The organism is Fibrobacter sp., from assembly GCF_017551775.1.
Lineage (GTDB): Bacteria > Fibrobacterota > Fibrobacteria > Fibrobacterales > Fibrobacteraceae > Fibrobacter.
The window spans coordinates 1-23,690 of sequence record NZ_JAFZKX010000109.1 but is presented as its reverse complement, the minus strand read 5'-3'; the positions used below and the strand labels follow the sequence as shown (position 1 = coordinate 23,690).

Annotated in this window: 18 protein-coding genes and 1 pseudogene; 6 read left to right on the top strand and 13 right to left on the bottom strand. The window is 53.3% G+C overall.

Features of this window, described 5'->3' with window-relative positions; all coding sequences use genetic code 11:
* Window positions 1-35 precede the first annotated feature (35 nt).
* Window positions 36-2,471: a phenylalanine--tRNA ligase subunit beta gene (gene pheT, locus IK012_RS12595; protein ID WP_290955151.1), complete on the top strand. Its 2,436-nt coding sequence runs from the start codon at window positions 36-38 to the stop codon at window positions 2,469-2,471.
* 163 nt (window positions 2,472-2,634) lie between these two features.
* Here the strand turns inward: pheT and IK012_RS12590 are convergent, their stop codons facing one another.
* From IK012_RS12590 to IK012_RS12580, 3 genes are all read right to left on the bottom strand, one after another.
* On the bottom strand, window positions 2,635-3,813 hold the full coding sequence (locus tag IK012_RS12590; RefSeq protein WP_290955149.1) for an iron-containing alcohol dehydrogenase: 1,179 nt from the start codon (window positions 3,811-3,813) through the stop codon (window positions 2,635-2,637).
* 114 nt (window positions 3,814-3,927) lie between these two features.
* Complete coding sequence (locus tag IK012_RS12585; RefSeq protein WP_290955148.1) at window positions 3,928-5,373, bottom strand: glycosyl hydrolase 53 family protein; 1,446 nt, start codon at window positions 5,371-5,373, stop codon at window positions 3,928-3,930.
* A 205-nt stretch (window positions 5,374-5,578) separates the two neighbouring features.
* The gene (locus IK012_RS12580; RefSeq protein WP_290955146.1) at window positions 5,579-7,015 is read right to left on the bottom strand and encodes a fibrobacter succinogenes major paralogous domain-containing protein; all 1,437 of its coding nucleotides are present in this window, start codon (window positions 7,013-7,015) and stop codon (window positions 5,579-5,581) included.
* Between the two features lie 96 nt (window positions 7,016-7,111).
* Between IK012_RS12580 and IK012_RS12575 the strand changes: the two genes are divergently transcribed.
* The 4 genes from IK012_RS12575 (at window position 7,112) to gatA (ending at window position 11,056) form a co-directional block, all read left to right on the top strand.
* On the top strand, window positions 7,112-8,476 hold the full coding sequence (locus IK012_RS12575) for a class I SAM-dependent methyltransferase (RefSeq protein WP_290955144.1): 1,365 nt from the start codon (window positions 7,112-7,114) through the stop codon (window positions 8,474-8,476).
* Window positions 8,477-8,529: 53 nt separating this feature from the next.
* The gene (ung, locus tag IK012_RS12570) at window positions 8,530-9,207 is read left to right on the top strand and encodes a uracil-DNA glycosylase (RefSeq protein ID WP_290955142.1); all 678 of its coding nucleotides are present in this window, start codon (window positions 8,530-8,532) and stop codon (window positions 9,205-9,207) included.
* A 101-nt stretch (window positions 9,208-9,308) separates the two neighbouring features.
* Entirely contained in the window at window positions 9,309-9,638 is a 330-nt protein-coding gene (locus IK012_RS12565) for a DUF4321 domain-containing protein (protein ID WP_173379036.1), read from the top strand.
* On the top strand, window positions 9,638-11,056 hold the full coding sequence (gatA, locus tag IK012_RS12560) for an Asp-tRNA(Asn)/Glu-tRNA(Gln) amidotransferase subunit GatA (protein WP_290955139.1): 1,419 nt from the start codon (window positions 9,638-9,640) through the stop codon (window positions 11,054-11,056). Before IK012_RS12565 ends, gatA begins: the two co-directional genes overlap by 1 nt.
* Window positions 11,057-11,135: 79 nt before the next feature.
* Here gatA and IK012_RS12555 read toward each other — a convergent pair whose 3' ends face one another.
* Window positions 11,136-13,670: an FISUMP domain-containing protein gene (locus tag IK012_RS12555; RefSeq protein ID WP_290955137.1), complete on the bottom strand. Its 2,535-nt coding sequence runs from the start codon at window positions 13,668-13,670 to the stop codon at window positions 11,136-11,138.
* 16 nt (window positions 13,671-13,686) lie between these two features.
* Complete coding sequence (locus IK012_RS12550; RefSeq protein ID WP_290955133.1) at window positions 13,687-15,489, bottom strand: FISUMP domain-containing protein; 1,803 nt, start codon at window positions 15,487-15,489, stop codon at window positions 13,687-13,689.
* A gap of 70 nt (window positions 15,490-15,559) precedes the next feature.
* On the opposite strand from IK012_RS12550, the gene IK012_RS12545 reads away from it, so the two are divergent.
* Window positions 15,560-16,117, top strand: a complete 558-nt coding sequence (locus tag IK012_RS12545; RefSeq protein ID WP_290955127.1) for a methylated-DNA--[protein]-cysteine S-methyltransferase — start codon at window positions 15,560-15,562, stop codon at window positions 16,115-16,117.
* 1 nt (window position 16,118) lies between these two features.
* On the opposite strand, the gene IK012_RS12540 is transcribed toward IK012_RS12545, so the two are convergent.
* The 8 genes and pseudogenes from IK012_RS12540 to IK012_RS12505 all read right to left on the bottom strand — a co-directional run.
* Complete coding sequence (locus tag IK012_RS12540; RefSeq protein ID WP_290955125.1) at window positions 16,119-16,853, bottom strand: IMP cyclohydrolase; 735 nt, start codon at window positions 16,851-16,853, stop codon at window positions 16,119-16,121.
* A 60-nt stretch (window positions 16,854-16,913) separates the two neighbouring features.
* Window positions 16,914-18,038, bottom strand: a complete 1,125-nt coding sequence (locus IK012_RS12535; protein ID WP_290955123.1) for a hypothetical protein — start codon at window positions 18,036-18,038, stop codon at window positions 16,914-16,916.
* 51 nt (window positions 18,039-18,089) lie between these two features.
* On the bottom strand, window positions 18,090-19,484 hold the full coding sequence (locus IK012_RS12530; protein ID WP_290955121.1) for a hypothetical protein: 1,395 nt from the start codon (window positions 19,482-19,484) through the stop codon (window positions 18,090-18,092).
* Between the two features lie 32 nt (window positions 19,485-19,516).
* Window positions 19,517-20,947, bottom strand: coding sequence for a hypothetical protein (locus tag IK012_RS12525; protein ID WP_290955119.1), 1,431 nt, complete (start codon window positions 20,945-20,947; stop codon window positions 19,517-19,519).
* Window positions 20,948-20,957: 10 nt separating this feature from the next.
* A complete protein-coding gene (locus IK012_RS12520; RefSeq protein ID WP_290955114.1) occupies window positions 20,958-21,680 on the bottom strand; it encodes a hypothetical protein in 723 nt (240 codons plus the stop codon).
* Window positions 21,673-22,506 carry a TIGR02147 family protein gene (locus tag IK012_RS12515; protein ID WP_290955112.1) on the bottom strand — a complete coding sequence of 278 codons (834 nt, stop codon included), beginning with the start codon at window positions 22,504-22,506 and terminating at the stop codon, window positions 21,673-21,675. Before IK012_RS12515 ends, IK012_RS12520 begins: the two co-directional genes overlap by 8 nt.
* Window positions 22,507-22,712: 206 nt before the next feature.
* Window positions 22,713-23,075 carry a hypothetical protein gene (locus IK012_RS12510; RefSeq protein WP_290955111.1) on the bottom strand — a complete coding sequence of 121 codons (363 nt, stop codon included), beginning with the start codon at window positions 23,073-23,075 and terminating at the stop codon, window positions 22,713-22,715.
* Window positions 23,075-23,690, bottom strand: a pseudogene (locus IK012_RS12505) (Asp-tRNA(Asn)/Glu-tRNA(Gln) amidotransferase GatCAB subunit B); the annotation flags it as partial. The pseudogene IK012_RS12505 and the gene IK012_RS12510, both read right to left, overlap by 1 nt.

Below are 23,690 nucleotides of genomic sequence, written 5' to 3'. Positions count from 1 at the left end.
AGCACCCGGGCAAAACCATTGCCAAAGAGGAAAAGATGAAAGTTTCTTTGAATTGGCTCAGACGTCACGTTGATCTTCCGGAATCTGCGGAAGATGTCGCAAAGGCGCTCACCTCCATCGGCCTCGAAGTCGAAGGCATGGAAGAACCGGGCAAGGTCTACGACAAGCTCGTGGTAGCGAAGGTTCTCACCTGCGACGCCCACCCGGACAGCGACCACCTGCACATCACGACCGTGAACGACGGCAAGGAAACGATCCAGGTCGTCTGCGGCGCCCCGAACGTGGCCGCTGGCCAGACCGTGGTGCTCGCCCCCATCGGTGCGGAACTCCCGCTCCCCGACGGCACCAAGCTCAAGATGAAGAAATCCAAGATCCGCGGTGTCGAAAGCTTCGGCATGATCTGCGCCGAAGACGAAATCGGTCTCAGTGACGACCACGCCGGCATCATGGTTCTCGACGACAGCATTCCGGCTGGTACCCCGTTCGTGAGCCTCGGCCTCTATGACGTGTGCTTCGAGCTGAACGTCACACCGAACCGTCCGGACGCCCTCAGCCACCGCGGTGTCGCCCGCGAACTGGCCGCCAAGTTTAACCGCCCGCTGAAAGCCCTCGCCTACGAACTCAAGGAAGACGCCGAAGCCGCAAGCTCCGCCGTGAGCCTCGAAGTGGTTCCCGGCTGCGGCTGCTCCCGCTACGTGGGCCGCGTCATCAAGGACGTGAAGGTCGAAAAGTCCCCCGCCTGGCTCGCCAAGCTGCTCCACGCCGTGGGCATGAACAGCATCAACAACGTCGTCGACATCACGAACTTCATCTTGATGGACGTGGGCCAGCCGCTCCACAGCTTCGACATGGACCAGCTCCACGGGAACTCGATCAAGGTGCGCCGTGCCGTGAAGGGCGAAAAGATTGAAACGATTGACCACACCGCTCACGAACTGCTCGAAAGCGACCTCGTGATTTGCGATGGCGACCGTCCGGCCTGCGTTGCCGGCGTGATGGGCGGCGTGGAATCCGAAATCGTCGACGCCACCAAGAACGTGTTCCTCGAAAGCGCCTGGTTCAACCCGACGGTGGTCCGCAAGCAGGCCAAGCGCCTCTGCATCTCGACCGACTCCAGCTACCGCTTCGAACGCGAAATCGACTTCGCCACGCAGGACGAATACAGCAAGTACGCCTGCGCCCTCATCCAGGAAGTGGCCGGCGGCCGCATCCTCAAGGGCACCGTCGAATACACCGGCGACGACCACAAGAAAGAGAACAACGTGGTCACACTGCGCATCGCGCAGGCCGAACGCGTTATCGGCATGAAGCTCGAAATGGCCCAGGTCGAAAAGTTCCTCACGGGCATCGCCCTCGAAGTCGTTTCCAAGACGGCAGATTCCATCACGTTCAAGATCCCGAGCTTCCGCCCCGACCTCGAACGCGAAGTGGACCTCATCGAAGAAGTCGCCCGCCTCGTCGGTTTCGACAACATCCCGTACACGCTGCCGTCCTTCAAGATGCAGCCGAACGAACTTCCGCCGATTGAAGTTTTGAACAGGAAGATTCGCAAGACGCTTTCTGCCATGGGCCTGCACGAATGCCTGAGCCTTCGCTTCACGAGCAAGGCCCGCACCGAAGCCCTGTTCGGAGCTGCAAACGACGACCGCCGCAGCAAACCGGCACTTCTTTTGAACCCGCTTTCCGAAGAACTCGGCGCCGTTCCGACATCTCTCCTCCCGAACCTCCTCAAGAGCGTCGCGGAGAACGAGAAGAACCGCCCCGGTTCCGTGCGCCTGTTCGAAGTGGCCAAGGGCCAGTTCAAACGCGACCGCAAGGACGTGCGCGACCCGGGATTCGACGAATCGAACCTCGTCGCCCTCACGATTGCAGGCAACTTCGACGTGAACCCGCTCAACGACAAGCCCGCACAGATTGACTTTGCCGCATTCAAGGGATTCGTGCAGAGCTTCCTCAAGCGCGTGGGTCTCGTGGTGGAATTCCGCGTGCCCGCCAAGGCAGAAATCTTCCTCCACCCGGGCAAGCAGGTCGAAGTCCTCGCCGACGGTGTCGTACTCGGCACCATGGGTGAACTCCACCCCTCCGTGATGGCCGCCAACGACATCAGCTACACCACCTACGTGATGGAGCTCGACATGGACAAGATGGAACACGCGACCCACAAGAAGATCGTGTTCGAACCGTTCAGCCGCCAGGTGCCGTCCAGCCGCGACATTTCGCTCGAAGTGGCAAAGTCCATGACCCACGAAGACATCGTCGCCCGCATCAAGGGACTGAACCCGAAGAACCTCGCGAAGATTACCCTCAAGAGTATCTACGAAGGCGAAAAAATCGAAGCCGGCAAGAAGAACCTGGTCTACAGCCTCACCTACCAGGCCATGGACCGCACGCTTACCGACGACGAAGTGAACAAGGCGCACAACAAGCTCCGCGACAAACTCGTCGCGAACGGCGACATCGCCCTGAGATAAGCGCCAAGTCGGCATCGCTCGCCCTTGAGGCGAAACTCCTATCAAAAAACGCTCCCGTCATCGAAGACAGGGAGCGTTTCTTTTTCACACAGCAAGTTCTTTGAATCTTGCCGCCCCCCTTGCGGAGGCATAAAGAATGGCGTTGTGAACGACTTTTTGCCGTTTACTCCAAAGTGGCGTGCGCTGCAATCGTGTAGATGGCGGTAACGTCGTTGGCCTTGAGCGGAACGAAGCCCCAGCCGTCACCCGGGTTCAACTTCTTGACAAGCGTCGGGATGTCTTCTTCCTTCGCGCCGAGTTCGGCGAAGTTGATGGGCATGCCGATGGAATGCAGGAAGCGGCGGAAGGCCTTGATGCCCTCGAGGGCGGTGGCCTTCGGGTTCTCGAAATTCATCTCGCAGCCGAACACGCGCGTAGCCATCTGGGCAAAGCGCATCACGTTGTGGTCCACCACGTATTCCATCCATGCCGGCATAATGACCGCGAGGCCCGCGCCATGGGCGCAGTCGTAAAGTCCCGAGAGCTCGTGCTCGATGGCGTGGCTGTTCCAGTCCTGACTGCGCCCGCAGCCCACAATGTCATTGTGGGCTACCGTCCCCGCCCACATGATGTTGGCGCGAACCTGGTAGTTGGCGGGGTCGGCAATGGCGCGGGGTCCTTCCTTGACCATCGCCAAAAGCAGGCCTTCGCAAAGGCGGTCGGTCGTCTCGACTTCTTCGGTGTTCGTGAAGTATCGTTCAAAGATATGCGCCATGATGTCGGTAATGCCGCAAGCCGTCTGATAAGCCGGGAGCGTACAAAGTAATGCCGGGTTCTGCACGGCGAATTTCGGGCGAATCACGTCGCTTCCGATATCGCGCTTGAGCATGCCATCTTCCTTGGTCACCACGGAAGCGCCACTGCCTTCGGAACCCGCGGCGGCAATCGTCTGCACCACGCCAATCGGGAGGGCCTTAGCGACCGGGAGTTTATGTGCATAGAAATCCCAGAAATCGCCATCATAGAGGCTACCGACAGCGATACCCTTGGAGCTATCAATCGTGGAGCCGCCACCGACGGCCAGGATAAAGTCAACGCCGTTCGCACGCACCATCTCGATACCCTTGTAAATAAGCGTATCGCGCGGGTTCGGCTTCACACCGCCAAGTTCCACATGGACAATTCCAGCCGCATCGAGGGAAGCCTTCACGCGGTCAATCAGCCCGGAACGCACGGCGGAACCGCCACCGTAATGGATGAGCACCTTGGTGCCACCGTATTTTTTCACGAGTTCACCGCACTCGTTTTCGCGGTCCTTACCGAATACAAATTCCGTGGGGCTGTAAAAGTTGAAATTATCCATGTTTTCCTCTTGGTTTTGCCATAAAAATACAAGAAAATCCCGTCAAAAAACGGGATTATTCACTTTTTTCTGTTCACTGGAGGAAACAGGCGCCTAACTTGTTCAAAAAAAACTTTATTGCGCAGGAAATTCCTCGAAGGCCTTGCTGTTCGCCTGAAGGTTGCTTCCCTTCCAATCAAAGAGCGCCGGGCCCCACGCACCACCGAGCGTCGGTTCCCAGAAGAACGTGCCTATCCAACGGTTCATTCCCTTCGCCATCTCGTTCGTGCGCTTGCGAGAGCCGTCGAACTTGTAATGGTTATCGGAATCGCCACCGTTGTATTCCGCGACGATGAACTCCAGATCCGGGTAACTAGAAGTGACGGACTGGAAAAGCGATTTCCAGTTGTCAGGAGCGCCGTCGCCATACGCCGTATAGGCGGAGAATCCCATCACGTCGGCAGGAACCTTCTGGTTCTTGAAGATTTCCGTCATCCACCAGGTGACCGTATTGGACTGGCGGATGCGCTCGATGTGCAGCACCGTCTTGGTCGAAGGCGAGACTTCCTTGACCGCCTTGATGCCCGCCTTGAAATACTTGGCCGCGTTCGCCTTGCCGCTCGCAGTACCCATGTCGCCATTGATGGCGGTGGAAGCCTTATCCACCCCGTTGCCCCAGCAGTCCGTCTTGCTGTTCGGCACGTGAATCAAAATTCCCGGAGTCGTCTCGTTGCCGACCTGCACCATCTCGGGAATCGCGCCCACCTGCTTGAGGGCTTTCATCAAGTCGAGGGTATAGGCATACACGGAATCCGCGAGAACGTCGGAACTGCTGACCTTGCGCCAGCGTTCCGGAATAATCTGCTTGCCCGGATCCGCCCAGTTGTCGCTGTAATGAATATCAAGCAGGAACGCCATGCCGGCGGCCTTGATTTTCTGTGCATAGGCGACGATATGTTCCTTGTCGGCATAGGCTTCAGCCTCGTGTCCGCAACCCGACGCGGCATAGCCGTACTTGGCCTTGGGATCAACGAACGTCTTCAGGCGGATAGCATTGAAACCATGATCCTTGAGAAGCGTAAAGATGTCTTTTTCGGAACCGTCCACGTCATAGAACTTGGTCCTGTTGCGTTCGTATTCCTGCACGGTGGAAATATCCGCTCCGGTATAGAATTCAAAGTCGAGCAGCTGTTCGGAAGCGGATGAACGCGGAGGTTCCACAGCCGACGATTGCGGGGCTCGAGACGATGAAGAAAGCGAACTGGATGATTCCATAGCGGGATTGCCGTTAGACGATTCGGGCTCAGCAACATCCGAAGAGGATTGCGGAGGCTCCACCGCGGACGATTGCGGACCGAGCGCCTCGGAAGACGGAAGCGAGGCCAGCGCATCGGACGACGCATCAACACTGGGCTGAGACGTGTCCGCGGATGAATCCCCCACGATTTCGAAGTCATATCCGGCGGAACCACCGCCGTTATCACACGCTACAAAAAAAGCGGAAGCAAACACGGCAAAAGCCGCAGCACCAAAAAGACGGCAAGCCGCCCGAAACTCAAAACAACCCTTTCTGTTTCCCATACCCTAAATTTAACCTAAAAGTTGCCTTTGCGATGTAAAAACATTCAAATAAAAACGCCCTTACAGGCCATGCCACGCGACACGTCCCGTTTGGCTTGTACCATCGCATTTTACAACCGTCTCTCAAGCATTATTTTCACAAAATTGTAAATTTACACCATGAATTACTGGGATTTGCTCGCATCTGACAACGAAGCCGAAGCCATCAATCCATAACGCAACGGATCGATAATTTATCCTGTTTGATTTCAAGGCCCACTACCGCCCCACTGCCTCCGTGCATTTTCATGCAGTACGCAGCCTTGTTTGTGAGTTCTGTCGAACTCCAGAAATACGCGGATTCGAACTCGTCATCGTAATTTTTGTCATCGAACCAGCCGCCTGCAGGCAACGCCGAGAATGCGTATGCATCAGTACCACTAAATAATTTTTCATCCCATCCACCCATTGACTTGAGCATTTTAGCCGCTGTAGATTTACCACCGACGGTTTCTAGCAATGTTTCAAGCTCGGCCTGCGTCGGCAGATGCCATCCCTCAGGGCATACACCACGCACCGGATAGGTTGGCGAGCATATTGGACCATAACCGCAATCCACGCCGTTCGTAGACCACAAGCCCGCGCTATCCATTGCGCTTGCCCATGTGTAAAGGCGACCATACACGGTACAGTATTTAGTAGAATCGTTGTAACAGCTGCTGCCGTCCGTTTCGAAATTCAGATTCTCCGCCATCCACACCTGATCTCCGATTTTCACGGTCTTGTAAATTTGGCTATCGCGAGAGTCGGTGAGTGCGGGACCCTTAACGGAACTGTCCGGTTCCTGCTTTGGTTCAGAGCCGTCCTTAACGCAACGGACTGAATTCCCGTCTTTCTTGTAAGCGTCAGAGATGATTACACGGCCGTCAAACATATTAATCATGTACACTATGCCGGAACTAATTTCCGTAGAACTCCAGAAGAAAGTGGAGGTTCCCTCGTTGAAATAAGTTTTAAACTCTTTGCTCCAGTAGCCAACAGGCAACGCCGAGAACATGTAGTCATCCGTGCCATTGCCGTCTTCACCATTCAGATCCTTCCAACCACTCGTCGCCCTAAGCATCTTGCCAGCTATATCGGAACCACCGACAGCGTCAATCAAGGTTTCGAATTCACCCCTCGTCGGCAAATGCCAGCCACTGGGGCATACGCCCTGCACCGGATATGTCGGCGCGCAACTTTTACCATCACCACAACGTTTACCATTAAAAAGCCATGTGCCAGCGCTATCCATTGCAGCGCTCCACAGGTACAGGCGGCCATACCTTGCGCAGTTCTCAGCGGAATTGTTGTAACAGAAACTGCTAGAATCCAAACTTTCCGTCGGCTGCAGATTGGCGTAATTCAAATTTTCCGCCATCCAAGTCTGCTCGCCGATTTTAACGGTCTTATAAGTTTTACCATCGCGGGAGTCAGTCATCTCCCCCATAACCACGGTAGACGGGTCAATAGTGCCCTGAGCACTGCCGCTGCCGGATTTCGGCGATGCGCTCGACGAAGAATCCTTCACGTCGGAATGCGTGAGAAAATCGCTATCATCGTCACCGCAGGCAACCATGATGGTCAACGCCGCCCCGACCGCCAATAACTTCGTTGCATTCATATTTTCGCCCCTTTTTATTTAAAAATAATATACACTAAAATGCCCTGACTTTACACAAAAGCTGAAAAATCAGCCTAAAAAATGTAACTTTACACCATGAATTACTGGGATTTGCTCGCATCTGACGCCGTACAAGGCTTTATCGAAGAAGCCCTTTCGCGCAAGTGGGATGCGTTGCAGGTCTCGACTGCGCTACACAAGGCCGGCTACAGCAACGAAGAGCGCGCCACCATCATGGACTACAAAGCGCTCGTCCCGAAGTTCCGTGAAAAATTTTTCGAAGAAGCAAGCCGGAAGGGAAAGTTTTTGCTGTGCGACAAGCTCGCATTGGAGCAGAGCACCGCGCAAGACATCGGCCGGTGGAAAGCGGGAATTTGGCCTCACGAAGGTTCCGTGAACGACCTATGCTGCGGCATGGGCGGTGACAGTTTCTTTTTGCCGGCGGGCTTGAAAATCACGGGAGTCGACCTCGACGAGAACCGCCTTGCAATGTACCGGCACAACATGGCCGTATTCGGGAAAGACGTCGGAACGATTTGCGCGGATGTGCGCGAAGTTGCGAGCAGTAACGGCGCGGGCAACGGTGCGGCCGAGGAAGGCACGGGCAAGGATGGCGCAGAAAAAGAAGGCGCAGACTACTTCACCATCGATCCGGCAAGGCGCGCACTCGAAGGCGAAAACCAGCGCGACCTGCGCAACCTCACGCCCACGCTCGAAGAAGTCGTTGAAATCAGCAGACACTACAAGGGCGGCATGGCGAAACTCCCGCCGGGTTACCCTCCCGCCGAGATTCCCGACGGCACAGAAATTTTGTACCTGGGCGGGCATAGCGACTGCCGTGAATGCCTCGTGCTATTCGGGGAACTCGCGAAGCACCCCGATACCGTCCGCGCCGTCATTGTCGGGAAGACGGGCGAAACGCTTGCCGAATGGGGCCGCAAACGCGACCGCTCGTTCGAAACCCTCGACGACGACCTGCAAGAAAAACTCGACAGGAACGATTCCCTCGAAGGCAAGGACCGCACCTACCGCACGGCGACGAGCCGGAGCGACTTGCCTCTAGGAGAAATCAGCAAATATCTGGCAGAACCTGCCCCCGTCCTCATCCGGAGCCACCTCTTTAATGCGGCGGCCCTCGCGCACAACCCGGATGCGCACCTGATTTCAGAAGGCATCGCCTACGTGACCAGCGAAAGCCCGCTCCCCGCGCCGGGATTTGCAAGCTACGAAGTACTCGCACATACCGAAATCGCAACAGGCGCCGTCCGCACGATGCTCAAGGAACACGACATCGGGAAAATCACCCTGAAGTTGCGCGGCGTGAAGCTCGACCCCGATGCAGAAATCAAGCGCCTCAAGCCCAAGGGAAAAAGCGAAGCCATCCTTTTCTACACGCGCGCCCAAGGCGAAAAGATTGCTATACTAACAAAACGAGCTCCAAGCTCTAAGTTACCCATCTAATTCTAGTAACTAGGAACTATTAACTATTAACTGCGGCGAAGCCGCGCATCACCATGTCCGTAAAACTCGAAGAATCCTGGCTCAACCTGCTCGCCGACCAGTTCGAGCAGCCGTATTTCAAACAAATTAAAGACACACTTGTTCGCGAAAAGCAACAGGGGCACGTCATCTACCCGCCGGGATCCAAGATTTTCGCCGCACTCGACTTCTGCCCCGTAGACAAAGTCAAGGCAGTCATTATCGGGCAAGACCCTTACCACAATCCCGGCCAGGCACACGGGCTGTGCTTCTCGGTGCCCATGGGTATCGAGCCTCCCCCGTCCCTCATCAATATTTTCCAGGAACTCCACGACGACCTCGGCATCAATCCGCCCCCGCACGGGAACCTCGAAAGCTGGGCGCACCAGGGAATCCTCCTGCTCAACGCGTCGCTCACGGTACGCGCCCACATGGCAGCAAGCCACGCGGGAATCGGCTGGCAGCAGTTTACCGACACCATCATCCAGCGACTCTCCGAAGTTCGCGAGAACCTCGTATTCCTCCTATGGGGAAGCTTCGCCATCAAGAAGCAGACTCTCGTCGCCCCGAACCGCGGCCACTTGATTCTTACAGCGCCTCACCCGAGCCCGCTTTCGGCCTACCGCGGCTTTTTCGGTTGCAAGCACTTCAGCAAAGCGAACGAATACCTCAAAAGCAAGGGGCTTGAACCCATCGACTGGAGCATCCATTAGAAGTTCCTAGTTCTGAGTTACTAGTTCCTAGGACGTTTTTAGAGAGCATATCTAGTAACTGGTAACTAGTGACTGTTAACTTAATTGCTATATTAACTCATATGACTAACAGAAACACCTTTGGACGACTCATCCTCTTTATCGTGCTCGGCCTCATGATCGGCGGAGTGCTCGGTGAATGCCTCGGGCTCCTCTTCGGGGAACTCGGTGAACTCATGAACGCGGGTGGTTACGACAACATCGTTCGCAACTTCTTCGTGGCATCGTTCGACCTGAACCTGGGATTCCTGGGTGACAAGGCGGACCCGGTCGTCCTGGACCTCTACATGGTAAAATTCGCCCTCGGTTTCGGGCTCAAGCTCAACGTGGTCAGCGTCATCGGCATGGCCATTTCGATCTATATCATGAAGTGGTCCGGAGGAAACAGGTAATGCAAACTATCAAGGATTTGAGCGCCAAGCTCGCCAGCGGCGAAACCTCGGCGGTCGCTCTCGCACAAGACTCTCTCGCAAAAATTGAATCGACAAAGAATTTGAACGCCTATATCAGCGTGCTGAACGAACGCGCCCTCGCGAAGGCCGCGGAATCGGACAAGCGCCGCGCCGAAGGCAAGAGCCTCGGAGCACTCGACGGCATTCCCGTCGCCGTGAAGGACAACATGTGCATCGAAGGCACGCGCACTACGGCGGCATCCAAGATTCTCGAAAACTTCGTAGCCCCCTACACCGCAACCGCCATCGAAAAGCTCGAAGCCGCCGGTGCCGTTATCGTGGGCAAGACGAACATGGACGAATTCGCGATGGGCTCGAGCAACGAGACATCGTACTTCGGCAAGGTCGTGAACCCGCTCGACGAAACCCGCGTTCCGGGTGGTTCCAGCGGCGGTTCGGCCGTAGCCGTGGCCAGTGGCACGGTCGCCTGTGCGCTCGGCTCCGACACCGGTGGATCTATCCGTCAGCCCGCCGCCTGCACAGGCGTCGTGGGCCTCAAGCCCACCTACGGCCGCGTTTCCCGTTACGGCCTGCTCGCTTACGCAAGCTCTCTGGACCAGATCGGCCCCTTCGGGGCAACCGTCAGGGATACCGCCACGCTCCTCGGAGCCATCTGCGGCATCGACCCGCACGACAACACCACGAGCACCCGCGAACCCGAAGACTTCGGCGCGAAGCTCAACGCTGGCGTGAAGGGCAAGGTCATCGGCGTTCCCAAGGAATACTTCGCCGAAGGTCTCGATCCGGAATGCAAGGCCGCCATCGAAGGCATGCTCAAGAAACTCGAAGCCGAAGGCGCCACGCTGAAGGAAGTGAGCCTCCCGCACATCGGTTACGCCGTATCGAGCTACTACATCATCGCAACTGCAGAAGCCAGTTCGAACCTCAGCCGTTACGACGGCGTGCGCTACGGCTACCGCAGCAAGGAAGCCCGCAAGCTGTTCGACCTGTACGCCAAGTCCCGCAGCGAAGGCTTCGGCAAGGAAGTCCAGCGCCGTATCCTCCTCGGAAGCTACGTTCTTTCCGCAGGCTTCTACGACGCCTACTACGTGCAGGCCCAGAAGGTCCGCCGCCTCATCACCGACGACTTCAACAAGGCATTCGAAAGCTGCGACGTGATTGCTAGCCCCACGATGCCGGGTCTCCCGCTCAAGTGCGGCATGAACGAATCCGACCCGATGGCCGTTTACCTCAGCGACATCTACACCGTGAGCCTGAACCTTTCGGGCTTACCTGGCGTGAGCGTGCCGTGCGGCATGGCCGGTGGTCTCCCCGTAGGTCTCCAGTGGATCGGCAAGCCATTCCAGGAAGCCGACCTGCTGAGCGTCGCCGCCGCAACAGAGGCGTTGAACAAGTAGCCTCAAGTCAAAAGCATTATAAAAGCCTGTCCTTTTATGGACAGGCTTTTTTGCAAATCTCGACAAACACCTATTAGCGCTAATCCTGCACGCAACGGACTGAACTATAAATCTCATGGCTACCATAGACCCAGACTTCTGCTTCATTTGTTGAACCGTTTACCCCAAGGTAGTATTGGCTTGTAGATGCAAAATAGAGCCATAAGTTTTCATATTTACCAAAAGAATGGAATCCTATGTTGCTGGAGAAACTTCCAGAACCCAGAAAAGAAAGCCCATACTCATCTGTCCCGGGTGTAAATTCTGTTTCCCATCCCTTTGCCGACCTCAACGGGAGTGCGAGTTTGCCTGCAAAATTTGCAAGGGCTTGCCCCTCCTTATTTGTCGGAATGTGCCACCCGTCAGGGCAGATTCCTTGGACAGGAGCGGAGCCCAAATTGCAGCCGGACAAAAATGCGCAATCCGTGCTATTCATCGCTGCGTCACGGCTATACAGGCGTCCGTAAAATTCGCAGAAACGGTCTTCGTCGTTGAAACAGACGGATTCTCCTATTTCGTTGCCGGCGTAGTTCAGGTTTTCGGCCATCCAGACTGCGTTGCCGACTTCCACAGTCTTGTATGTCTTGCCGTCACGCTCGTCGATCAGTGTGCCGTAATCGATGTCCAGGTTGAACTGGTCGCCAGCGTTTTCCAGGAGAGGTTCGGCGTTTGCCTGCTTGATTCTCGAGGAACTGCTCACGGAACTTGAAGAGCTTACACTGCTAGATGATTTTACGCTAGACGAACTGAAGCTTGAAGACGATTTTACGCTGGATGATGACTGGCTGGAAGAACTACTGGATGATGCCGGAAGAACTTCGTCCTTTATGCAGCGGACTGAAAACCCATAGTCTTTTTCGAGGTAATACACTTCCCAACTATCGGGGTGCGCGAACAATTCCATATATTCCGCCTTGTTTTCGTAGGAGCCGTAAGACCCCCAGAAGTATGCGATGATGCCGTTATTGCCAAAGATGCCATTGTGACGCCAGCCAGCGGGAATCGCAGAAAAACCGGTAATATTCGTGCCATTCCCGTCGCCATTCCATCCCGTCTGCGACTTGAGATTCTTGCCTGGAAGGCCACCAACCGCATCCTTTAGGTCACTCCATTCCCTAGTCGAGGGCAAATGCCAACCTTCCGGGCAAATGCCCTGTACTGTAGTCCAGAATGTACCGCTTTTGCCCATTCCGCAGACCAGCGGGTTGTCCGCGTCGTTCGCCAGCTTCACCGAGTCGATTGCCGCCGCCCAGGTATACAGGCGGCCTGCCACGTCGCAGTTCTGGGGCTCATTATTGTAGCACCAGGACCAATCGTATTTTGCACCGTCAGGACCTCCCTGACCAGGGTCAAAGTTCAGGTTTTCGGCCATCCAGGTCTGTTCGCCAATTTTCACCGTCTTATAGACCTTGCCATCACGGGAGTCTATTATGGTATCGTAATCAATTTCAGGATTCAAGTAGGTCTCTTTGGGCAAAGTCCAATCGAAAAGTTCCGAGGAACTCGAAGAACTCATGCTCGACGAGCTCTGCACGCTACTTGAAGACACTCTCCACGAGCCCGGCACGCTACCAGCCCCCTTCACACAACGGACGCTGTTGTAAACTTCATGATCGTAGTAATTATTGACTACTGCTGTAGAATCCCACCCACGTATCAAAAAATAATACTGGCTGCGGTTGCCCGATAGTTGAGCAACCCACATAAAAGCGGCTTCTCCCAGTTCATTAAAGCCGTTTTTCTCCGGATTCACGGAACCCTGAGAAAAGAACCCAGCCGCAACAAAGGACAATCCGTAATCATCGGTTCCCGGCTTAACCGTCATAGTATCGCTCCCCCAGCTCTTCGCAGACATCAAGGACCTAGAGACACCATCCTCGAGATTTACGAGACCTTCCGCCTCCTCTACTGTCGGGAGACGCCATCCATCTGGGCAAACACCCTGAATCAACTCACTCGTCAAATAATCGCACGTTGCTCTATATTCACAACGAGAAGAATTCATTGTCGCATCACGGCTATACAGGCGCCCGTACAGTTCGCATAGATTTTCCTCATCGTTAATGCAAAGAGATTCACCTACTTCATTATCAGCGTAGTTCAGGTTTTCCGCCATCCAGGTAAGGCCATTGACGACAACTGTCCTATAAGCCTTGCCATCGCGCGGGTCCGTCATCGTCCCATAGTCGATATCGGGATTAAACTGCTCGCCCTTCTCCTTCAGGCGGGCATCCACATTGGTTTTCGTTCGCGAGGAACTGCTCGAAGATTCCGTACGATGATATTCACGACCTTCCGCCGTAAGCGTATCACTGTAACCTACCCAGATATATACGGAATCCTGATAGTCGAACCTGCATTCGTATCGATCCTTGTCGCGCCCGATTACGGCTTCGCGATTCTTGCGCATCTCGTTGCACGGAGTTTTCGACAAATCCTTCGCAGACGTGTACACGTAATCATAATCTCGGCCCTTCGAAACCGGAGAAAAACTTTCGTCGTCACCACAACCGCCAAGCACCAACACAGCCGTAACGGCCAAAACAGCAATTTCGCAATTTACGAAGTTTTTCATACTTCCTCCTAAGGAATTATTCGTCCTTTACGCAACGGACACTGAGATAAAGCTCGCTTTTACTATAGCCGCTATGGATAGAGACTTCCTTTGGTGACGCGCTAATTATAAAATAGCGTTGTTCATCATCCGGGATATTGGCCCACATGAATGCATTCGCACCAAAATATTTATAATCATTATTCGATTTTTCTCCTGCCGGCAAGAAGGAGAGTCCGTACGTATCATCTCCAGAATAGACCGACAATGTATCATTTCCCCACCCCCTCGCAGATGTCAGAGTCAAGAAAGAGTCCGACGCCAAATCTTTCAAGTCCGTAGTTTCCGTCTCAGACGGAATATGCCAACCAGCCGGACAAACTCCCTGAAGCGGGTCGGCCAAGCCGCAGTATCTATCGCTCGCACACGTATCTGAATTCATTGCGGCCTCGCGGGTATATAGACGTCCATACAGTTCGCAATTTTCTTCTTCATCATAGGGGCAGAGAGAATATTGTTCCGCAAGCGGGAAATCTTCGTTGCCTGCAAAATTCAGGTTTTCAGCCATCCAAGTTTTTCCTTCAACGACCACAGTCTTATAAGTCTTGCCATCACGCGGATCGGTCATGGTTCCGTAATCAATATCGGGGTTAAACTGTTCGCCTTTTTCCGTTATAGGAGTAGACAATTCTCGGCTCGACGAAGACAGCGAACTGCTTGAAGAGCTACTAGACGAACTGGACGAAGATGCAACCTTTAGAGTATCATCCGAAACACAGCGAACCGACATGAGAATATCGTAATCATAACCGGGGTGTATGTCCACATAATCATTCGAGCCAAGGAAAATCAGATATTTCATATTTGGCGATTGTATATAGGCCCAAACATACCCAACCTTTCCTCCGTTTTCGAAATTTTCATCTCCAAGATCAAGGCAACCCGATGCAGGCATAGAAAAACCCGAAGAATTGGAGCCTGCACCATATCTGCCACCCTCCCACGTTTTTGCGGACTTCGCCTCCGAAAGCCTAGAACGAAAGACATCCTGCAGAGCCGTTGCGTCCGCATAGGTAGGAACATGCCAACCATTCGGGCATACACCGCGAATAGCAGAATTTCCAATATTGCAAGGTTTGTTGAGAGCACAATCTGGGTTATTCATTGCCGCAACGCGAGAATACAGGCGACCCAATAACGCGCAATTGGCTTCATCGTAATTGAAACAGACGGATCCATCTTCCACATAAGGGAAATCGTCATTACCCGCAAAATTCAAATTTTGCGCCATCCAGACTCTATTTCCAACGACAACCGTCTTATAGACCTGACCATCGCGTTCATCTACCAATGTCCCATAAGTCACATCCGGATTAAGCAAGTCATCCCTAGAATCCAGCGCAAAAGAATAAGAATCTTTGCTATAGCCGCCATATGATTTTGTAGAATACAAGTAGCTGGAAGAAGACGAATAGCTGCTTGACGAGGAACCGTCACTATCCGAAGATTCTATGCTGCTCGATGATTCCTCGCGGATGATCTCGCGACCCTCGGCAGTGAGCGTATCGCCGTCGCCCACCCAGAGATAGACGGAATCGACGCGATCGAAGACGCACGTATACATAACCCTTTCGCGCCCCACAACTGCATCGCGGCCCTCACGCCTCGCATTGCAGGGGTATTCCGAAAGGCCCGATGTTGAAGTCACATTGTAGTCGTAGCCGCGGTCTTTCGCCACCGGGGAGAAACTGTCGTCATCGCCGCAACTGGTAAGAGCGATCATAGCCACACCGGCCCACAAAATCGCCCGTGCGCCCAAAAGAACCTGTCTGCAGTCCATGTTTTTTCTCCTTACGATATTCTGCGCAATAATCTGAATATAAAGTATAAAAAATGTATATATTTACGTCATGGCAAAGCAGGTTAAAGGCATTCAAACAGTCTGCCACCGCAACATGTGGGGGCAATGGACCTTTTCGTTCGAAGGGCGCTTCCTTTGTGGCCTGCAGTTTGCGGGTGCAGAAGATTCCGCAATCGTCCCGAGTTCGGTAAAAGCCTGCGCCTACGCCGCCGCAGAACAAGATTCCGCCCTGAAGGGCGCCGCAGTAAAGACTTACCGCACCGCAGTGCAGGAACTGAACCTCTACCTCGCGGGCAAACTGCAGGAATTCAGCGTGCCCATCCAGATTCCGGGCACGGACTTTCAAATCCAGGTATTCGAGGCCGTCAGGAACATTCCCTACGGCAAGACATGGACATACAAGCAGGTCGCCGAGGCCATCGGTCACCCGAAAGCGGAGCGCGCCGTCGGAAACGCCCTGCACAACAACCCGCTGCAGGTCATCATCCCCTGCCACCGCGTGGTCACGAGCCGCGGCAAGATTGGCGGTTACGCCCTCGGTACCGATTTGAAAAGGCGCCTCCTGTGCATGGAAGGCGCCATCCAAAACGAACTCGATTTAGAATAAACTATTTATTTTTATTCACAATCAGGGTCTTGGCCTTGAATGTCTTCTTGTCAATCCACTTGACCATCAGGGAGACCTTGTTGTCCTTGTTCAGGGCGGCCCAGTACTTCTTGAGCGTGTCTTCGGCGTTGTCGAAGATCGGCATCAGTTTCGGGAAACCGTTGAAAGAGGGAATCGGGCTACCGTCAGTTTCGTAGGTGCTGATGAAGTGGCCGAGACCCGGCAGGGCCTTTTCGTATTCAAACGTCATGCGTTCGCAGCCGGCTTCTTCGCTGTTGTTACGGCTCTTGAGGATGGAAAGCTTGTACACGGCAGGTTCAGCATTCTTGTAGTGGATGCCGGAAATGCGCGGTGTGAAGTTCGGGGCGTCGTCTTCGTACTGGCGCGTGCGGAGGGCGCTCTCGAAGGTGCCGCCGAGCTTGATGGCGTCGTAAATGGTGTCGGTCTGGTCACCGTTCGTAATGATCTGGACGTCGGCCGTGTGGCGGGCCGGGTAGTAGATAATCAGGTGCGGGTCGGTGAGCTTGGATTCGTCAAAAGCCTTCGTCTTCATGAAGCCGGTCTTGGCTTCGATTTCGAAAACGCGGTTGCGGCTGTTGACACTACGGCCCATGATCCAGTAGACCTGCACGTAGGACTTGCCGTCGGCGCTTTCGCCGAGTACGATGCCGCGTCCCGGATAAGGGTTGTTGGAGAGAGCCTTGAAATTCTGTTTTGCTTCGTCTGTGTACTTCATGATCCCAAATATAAAAAAAGGAGGCCGGGCCTCCTTTGGTTTTAAAAAATTCAAGGCGATTTACTCTTCCGGTGCGGGGCCGGGAACCACTTCATACACCTGCAGTTTTTTCTGGTAAAGCTTGAGAGCAAAGAACTTGATGTCAGCATCCCTCTCCTCAATATCGAACCAATGGTCGCTCGTGCACAAGCATGCCGTCGCGATCATCGCCACGATATCGAGCTTCAGCGTGTCACCAGAACGCCCCACGTCCATCATCACCTTTTCGAAACCGCAGTAGTCACGAACCTTCGGAATCATCAGCTGGTACTTGTCGCCTTCGTGATAGAGGTACGCCAGCGGAAAATCTTCCGCAGCCTCTTTCAGCAAGGCCGGTTTATTCAACGGGGCCGGCCTGTTGTAAGGACTTTCGTAACAGTTCTTGAAGCTCATTTTTATCGTATCGCGGGGTGAATAATCTCCCGGCAGTACGCTCGAAGATGATTGTTGCGGTGGGACACTCGAAGAAGACTGCTCCGGCGGTACACTCGAGGAAGACTGTTCCGGCGGTACGCTTGAAGAAGACTGTTGCGGTGGAACGCTCGAAGAGGACTGTTCCACATCCCCGTCAGAGGAAGAGGGCTCAACATCTTGGCTAGAAGAAGGCACCTCACCCACACTTGAAGAAGACTCTACATCCTGGCCAGAGGAAGAAGATTTCTCCAAAGCGCTCGTATCAACATGGCAAGATGAGTTTTCATAGCTCGAATCAACGGGCAGAATCTTATAGACATCACTATGGAACTTGAAATACTTGATATCAGCATCTGCCGCGGATATATCGAACTTGGCTTCAACAGGGCAATCCAGCGTTATCTTTATCTCGTCAACCCTTTCGACATCATCCCACACATGCAAGGTATCCCCAGAACGTTCGGAGAAATAATCGCCATCAATCCTAATGGATGTTACCTGTATTCCCTTGAGAAGTACCTGATAGCCGCCCTCATCGCTTTGCAATATGAACGCATTCTTTTCCCACGAGCAATAATTTTCAGAATAATCGCACTCTCCGACATGGAGACTCCCCTCCCCATTTACCTTCTTCCCATCGGCATCCGCCGGCGAATCGCCACCGCAGGCCATGAACGAGAGCGGCAAGAGCAAGAAAGCAAAGGCCGCCGCAAGAGCAAAAATCTTTTTCATATTTACCTCCTGAAATGCGGCCTTGTTTTCGTCCGCCCGATTAAAATGTAATTATTCTACAATCAGACGCATCTTGTTGCTGAGATTAAAGCCGCTACCATCGTCATAGACCAGCAAGGTGGCCTCTTTATACAGGTCCAGCGCCTTCACGTTGAAGCTAATCTTCGTCGAGCAGATGCAATCCGCCAGCCTACTCGCAGGATCGTAATACGGCGTCACATAAAGCATACCGTCCCTTACCTGAACCTCGACGCTCTCGATTTCCGTTCCGCAGACAACCTCAACGCTTTCAATAACAATCTGCGCCGAATCGCCGTTCACATGCATATGCGCCACGGGAGGGATTGCGGCATCGGTCAGCGGATCTTCCGTCGGGTCATTGTTGACGCACTTCGCATCGGCCTTTTCAATCTTCTGGTAGCTCGGATCCGGCTGGTTGACCAGTCTATGCCCCAGTTCAAGCGGAGGCCTGTTGTTCTCGAACGCCGTGTAGCCAAAGCCGGCATATTGCTCGTCAAACGTAAATTCCACTTTGGCCGTGCATCCGCACTTGTACTCCACGCCCTTCTCGTCGAAGCGCTTGAAGTTCACGAAGAGCGTATCCCCGATAACCGATGCCACGGTATTGTCCGCCTTCAGACTATCCCAGAAAGCCATCTGCGATGCGGAATCGCAAGCATACGTCAGATTGACATTGAACAAGTCAATTTGCGCAAAGCTGTTGGAGACGCTGAGATATGCCGTAGGTGACGGAGGTACAACCGGAACATCCGTCATGTCCTTATCTTGACAAGTCGCCGTGATACTTTTCAGCGGCACAGGGCCGTTGTAAACCTGGCGCGAAGATGAACTCGGCGGCGTCACGCTAGACGAAGAACCCGGCTGTACCGCAGAAGACGTGCCCTGCGAACTGGACGATTCGACCGACCCGCTCGAGGCAGGATTATTCATGCCCGAAGAAGACTCTATATTGCATACGATATCGTATTTCGCTACCGGACCGGGTACCACCTCGTAAACATCGTCAAAGTGTTTAAAGAACTTGATATCCGCATCTTCCGCAGAAATATCAAACACGAGGTCTGCAACGCAAGGTTGCTGCATCGCTATGGTTTCATCTGAATATTTCTTTTCATCCCAGACATACAAGGTATCTCCAGAACGTTCAGAGAAGAAATCGCCTTCAATCCAAGCGCTGCGCGGGAACGGCACCAACTGGACAACCAATTGATAGCCACCGTTTTCTCCAGAAATCAGGTAGGCCTTTCCGTCCTCATTCTTTGCGCAAGCAATCTCGGTAAGACACTCTCCAGGATGGTAACTGCTCGCCGCATTCGTTTTCTTTTCCCCTCCGGTCGACTGTTTAGGCGATGTCGAAGAGGCATCGTCCCCACAGGCGACAAGCATAAGCGACAAAGCGGTAGCACATGCAAAAATCTTTCTCATATTCATTTTCCTTCTTCAGTTAAAGTCAAACATCAGTTATCAAGAACAGATGCATCCACGACGACACCATTCTTCAAGGGCATCGGCTCTCCCCCGTCAAAGACGAGATAATTCGTATTGGAGAACGCCTCGTTATGCTCTATCTTGAAGGTAACACGTGTCGGGCAGATGCAATTGGTTATCGGGCTATCTGGATCCACTTTCGGTTCGACATACAGCGTTCCGTTGGACGCATGGACATCAAACTTTTCAAAAACGATTTCGCAAGGCATCATCACTTCAGGAATAATGATGGTATCGAACCCGTCGTCACCGACCACACGGCCCGCAACAGTAACCTTCTCCGTAGTATCGATCTTTCCCGGGAGCAGCGCATCGCTCGCCATCACAGGCGCGTTGGTCGTCTGGCGATCGTTCTTGCACATAAGGTTGATGTCCTTCGCCTGCTTGGTGCCCACAACCTCTTCAATGGAAACCACGTCCATATCGACAATCGGCAGAATGTCCGGTTCATTACCTTCGTAATCGGGATTTTCGTCAAAGACGAGGACCGTCGCATGCGAGTAGGCCGGGTCGTTTTCCACGGCAAACTCAATCTTGAAATTGCAAATGCACCTCTGCGCATTCGTGCGGTCGAAAGTCGCATTCACGTAAACCGTGTCGCCCGAAACATTGACATCCAGGGTATCGACAACAAGGCCGCAGGTAATCGAAAGGTTTTCGATGGTAAAGCCCGTCCTTTCGGTACCGACATAGCGATAGGCAACCGGAGGGATAGCCGCTTCACGAACGCGAACCGTATCTAAAGAGGGATAGTCCACGTTTGCATCCACCAGGGGATCGCTACTTCTACTATTCGCACCGCATTGTCCGTTGGCATCCGTAATTATGTGGTGCAAATCCCCAGCTACAACCACCGACGAAGACGATTCAACCGGGAGCGCAAACGAAGAGGAAGACTCCGTATCACTCGACGAAGATTCGGCTACACTGGAGGAAGACTGTTTGGCTGGAGCCGGGCCAAGCACCACCTGATAAACATCTCCAGAATACTCGAAGTATTTGACATCAGCATCATCAGCCGAAATATCAAACCAACGATCCATCGTGCAGATACAATCCGTCACGTTCATCGAAGAATCCACAGCAAGCCAAATGCGCAAGGTATCGCCTTCACGTTCAGCCATCCAATTCCCCATCATGCCGCAATTTTCAGTCACATCCTGAATCAGTATCTCGTAACCGCCTTCGCCATGATTCAAGTACGCCTTGGGCAGTTCTTCCGAGACTTGTTCCTTTTTCAGTGCGAAGTCATAAGGAGAAGTGCACTTTCCTGAATGAGAAACAACCGTTCTCTGAATTATTCCTCCCGAGCCCAGGCCGCCGGCACTCGCGGGCGAATCATCTCCGCAAGCAATGAGCATGAGCGACAGAGCCGCAGCTGTAGCAAGTATCTTTTTCATGTTAGCCTCCTTATTCAAGCTCTTCCAGCGGAATCGCTTCTGTTTGTTCAAATACTGTATATTGTATGCCGGAATTGTTAGCATCCAGCGTAAATTTCACCAGCGCCACGCACGCACATCCATATGTCATGGACTTACTCCGAGTAACATCGACGTACAGCGTATCGCCAGCAAGACCAAATGAGGCATTTCCCGGCTCATTGGTTTGTTTTACAAAAGCTTCCGCCTCGCTCTCACCACATGGAATCGCAAAGTAATCGCTTATCATAATATTGACAGAATCCGCAGCGATAGACTTGGAAGCGTAAGGCGCCAGTACGTCCTTAGAAACGGAAGGCGTTTCCGACGCAGGAATCTCTGCCAGGTCCACGTAGATGACATCGACCGAGCACTCGAGAGAGAAATTTCTTGCCGTCACGATAACATCGGATTGTTCCGTTGCCGACGAAGACGATTCCTGAATAGGAGTGTTTCTTTCGTCGCCCCCCGAGCTGCTACTTCCCGCATCGGCTCGCTGACTCGAGGAACTTTCGTCGTCATTCGGCCTTATATTGATATTGCAATTTTCACAGCTCGAACTGCTCATTTCTTCAACATCTGCATTACCAGACGAACTTTCACCCAGTGCAATGGTACTCGGATCGATTGTCCCACCAGCAACATCATCGCCAGAACACGATACCATGCATACAGAAAAAATAGCGCCTATGGCAAGAAAAAGAATCCTAAGCATGGGACGTCTCCTTCACCTTATCGGTAACAGGGAAAAATTGGAAATTAATTCGACAAACCTGATCCTGATCCACATATTCATTCGCGATAGAGAGAACCTTCTTGCAGCAGGCATCTATTTCCGCAATAATCCTCCTGTTCGCTTCTTCATTCACGCTAAGCGTGACCCCGGTGAAGTAGCGTTCATTCGGAGAATAACGGTCGACGGCACGCGCCGCCATGTTCGCCATTTCCTTGTGCATGGCGCGGATAGCGATGGGCAAAGCCTCCTTCGAGCCGATGACGGTCTGCTCCGTCTGCGAATAGACCTTCTCGCCGTTCTTCTTCAAGAACCCGGCCTTGACCAAGAAGTTCAAAACGTCCCGGACTTCTTCGGCCGACACGTGCTCCTTGCAAACATCGGCGATATCGCGGGGGTTGGCACCCGGCATCATCGGGATAAGTTCCCTCAAGACAGGGTACTTCCAAGATTCATAATACTGGAAGGCATCACCGTCAACGACGCGCACCTTGTGTTCCATTGCGATTTTTTCCATTTCGACAAGGGCAGCCTTCTTGTCGGAATCCTTCTTCGCATTGCCGAACGCGACAAGCGCGCGGAAATAATCTTTTTCGAACCCGACAAGTCCCATGGCATTCGCGACATTTTCAACCTTCGGCTTGCCCAGTTTACTGTCCCCCATGCAAACAAGCTTCAAGAAATTAGGCGAAGAAAACCCGGCACTCTTACAGAACTCGCGCCACGAGAACGCACCCTGACGCTTGCGTTCTTCATAATAGTCCTGCATATACAGGTGGTAGTCCTTATATTCGAGTATCGATTTCATGTATATTAATATACGTTCTTATTTTTCGAATGTCAATAGAAAATACTATACAAAATAGACGTTTTTTGCAAAAATTCAACATTTTTCATAAATAAAATTAAGTTTTAAAATAAATACTATACATCATGTATAATACAAAAAAAGCCCCCTCAAAAAACAAGGAGGCGCCGCCGAACTACAGCGGCATTTAAGTTGTCCGTAAAAAACTACCGTTTCGGGTTATAATTGTTCATCAAGACCATGGCCAAGGCCACGCAAAACATCACCACGCTGCCGACAATGACCTGCTGCCTGTGGTTGTAGTCTCGCTTGATGTACTTGGGATTCTCTTCGTTCAGTTCCTGTAGCGACGGGCCCTCGGCAAGCTTTGTCGAATCGATGCCGCAAACTTGCGCAATTTCTTCTTGCGTCATGTTCAACGTGCTCACATTGAGACTGTCGCACTTGTTCGGAACGTCCGCCGCAAAAGAAGGTACTGCAAAAAGCAATAAAACGCATAAAACGAGAACGGCGATGGCGGAACGGCGTCCGCCATGACATACAATCATGCCGTTCCTCATTGCGACCATTATTCCTTCGCGAGCTTGTCGAGAATCTGGTTCACGAGGCCCGGGTTGGCCTTGCCGCCGGACTTGCGCATGGTCATACCCACGAGGAAGCCCTTCAGAGCGACCTTGCCCGCCTTGAATTCGGCAAACTGGGCTGCGTTTTCGGCGCACACGGCACGGACCACTTCTTCAATAGCGCCGGTGTCGGTCACCTGCACGAGGCCCTTCTCCTTCACGATAGCTTCGGGATCCTTGCCGGTCTCGAACATTTCGGCGAAGACCGTCTTTGCAATCTTGCCGTTGATGGTGTTGTCGGCGATGAGGTTCACGAGCTTGCAGAGCTGTTCCGGCTTGATCTTGAGGGCAGCGAGGCCACCTTCGAGATCCTTCATCTTGGCCAAAAGTTCAGTAATCACCCAGTTGGCGAGCACCTTGCCGTTCTTGCAGTTCTTGGCGGCGGTGTCGTACCATTCGCTCACGTCGCGGTCTTCGGTCAGCACCTGGGCGTCGTATTCGGAAACACCGAAGTCGTCCATGAAGCGCTTGCGGCGGGCATCCGGCAGTTCCGGAAGCGTGCGGCGGATTTCTTCCACAAAGGCCGGGTCAGTCACGAGACGAACCATGTCCGGTTCCGGG

Bases quoted from the DNA above. Each gene is read 5' to 3' on its own strand.
- IK012_RS12530 (WP_290955121.1), bottom strand. From the start codon at position 19,484: ATGAGAAAGATTTTTGCATGTGCTACCGCTTTGTCGCTTATGCTTGTC.
- pheT (WP_290955151.1), top strand. From the start codon at position 36: ATGAAAGTTTCTTTGAATTGGCTCAGACGTCACGTTGATCTTCCGGAA.
- IK012_RS12555 (WP_290955137.1), bottom strand. From the start codon at position 13,670: ATGAAAAACTTCGTAAATTGCGAAATTGCTGTTTTGGCCGTTACGGCT.
- IK012_RS12535 (WP_290955123.1), bottom strand. From the start codon at position 18,038: ATGAAAAAGATTTTTGCTCTTGCGGCGGCCTTTGCTTTCTTGCTCTTG.
- gatA (WP_290955139.1), top strand. From the start codon at position 9,638: ATGCAAACTATCAAGGATTTGAGCGCCAAGCTCGCCAGCGGCGAAACC.
- IK012_RS12550 (WP_290955133.1), bottom strand. From the start codon at position 15,489: ATGGACTGCAGACAGGTTCTTTTGGGCGCACGGGCGATTTTGTGGGCC.
- IK012_RS12510 (WP_290955111.1), bottom strand. From the start codon at position 23,075: ATGGTCGCAATGAGGAACGGCATGATTGTATGTCATGGCGGACGCCGT.
- IK012_RS12585 (WP_290955148.1), bottom strand. From the start codon at position 5,373: ATGGGAAACAGAAAGGGTTGTTTTGAGTTTCGGGCGGCTTGCCGTCTT.
- IK012_RS12520 (WP_290955114.1), bottom strand. From the start codon at position 21,680: ATGCTTAGGATTCTTTTTCTTGCCATAGGCGCTATTTTTTCTGTATGC.
- IK012_RS12545 (WP_290955127.1), top strand. From the start codon at position 15,560: ATGGCAAAGCAGGTTAAAGGCATTCAAACAGTCTGCCACCGCAACATG.
- IK012_RS12525 (WP_290955119.1), bottom strand. From the start codon at position 20,947: ATGAAAAAGATACTTGCTACAGCTGCGGCTCTGTCGCTCATGCTCATT.
- IK012_RS12580 (WP_290955146.1), bottom strand. From the start codon at position 7,015: ATGAATGCAACGAAGTTATTGGCGGTCGGGGCGGCGTTGACCATCATG.
- IK012_RS12565 (WP_173379036.1), top strand. From the start codon at position 9,309: ATGACTAACAGAAACACCTTTGGACGACTCATCCTCTTTATCGTGCTC.
- IK012_RS12515 (WP_290955112.1), bottom strand. From the start codon at position 22,506: ATGAAATCGATACTCGAATATAAGGACTACCACCTGTATATGCAGGAC.
- IK012_RS12590 (WP_290955149.1), bottom strand. From the start codon at position 3,813: ATGGATAATTTCAACTTTTACAGCCCCACGGAATTTGTATTCGGTAAG.
- ung (WP_290955142.1), top strand. From the start codon at position 8,530: ATGTCCGTAAAACTCGAAGAATCCTGGCTCAACCTGCTCGCCGACCAG.
- IK012_RS12575 (WP_290955144.1), top strand. From the start codon at position 7,112: ATGAATTACTGGGATTTGCTCGCATCTGACGCCGTACAAGGCTTTATC.
- IK012_RS12540 (WP_290955125.1), bottom strand. From the start codon at position 16,853: ATGAAGTACACAGACGAAGCAAAACAGAATTTCAAGGCTCTCTCCAAC.